This window comes from Aquicoccus porphyridii (genome assembly GCF_008369105.1).
GTDB lineage: Bacteria > Pseudomonadota > Alphaproteobacteria > Rhodobacterales > Rhodobacteraceae > Aquicoccus > Aquicoccus porphyridii.
Genome location: NZ_VINQ01000164.1, coordinates 1 through 412 on the forward strand (window position 1 = coordinate 1; position 412 = coordinate 412).

General features: G+C 64.1%; 1 protein-coding gene. It reads right to left on the minus strand.

Annotation, left to right across the window (positions count from 1 at the left end; genetic code table 11):
- A partial coding sequence (locus FLO80_RS24030) for an AMP-binding protein (protein WP_149187161.1) occupies window positions 1-412 on the minus strand: 412 nt, incomplete at both ends.

Consider the following 412-nt stretch of genomic DNA (forward strand, 5'->3'; position numbering starts at 1 on the left):
CGGACTTCTCGTCGGGGATGCCGATCGCGGCGCACTGCAGGACGCCCGGCAGGGTCGCCAGCACGTCTTCCAGCTCGTTCGGGTAAACATTGAAGCCGGAGACCAGGATCATGTCCTTCTTCCGGTCGACGATGCGCATGTAGCCGTCTTCCTGGATGATGGCGATATCGCCGGTCTTCAGCCAACCATCGGCGTCGAGGATCTCGTCGGTGGCCTCCTGGCGCTGCCAGTAGCCCTTCATCACCTGCGGACCCTTCACGCAGAGTTCGCCGCGCTCGCCCAGGGGCACTTCCTGGCCGTCGTCGCCAATCACCTTGCACAGGGTCGAGGGCACCGGGATACCGATGGTGCCGACCTGGATGTTCTGGAACGGGTTGACCGATACCACCGGCGCGGTCTCGGTCATGCCGTA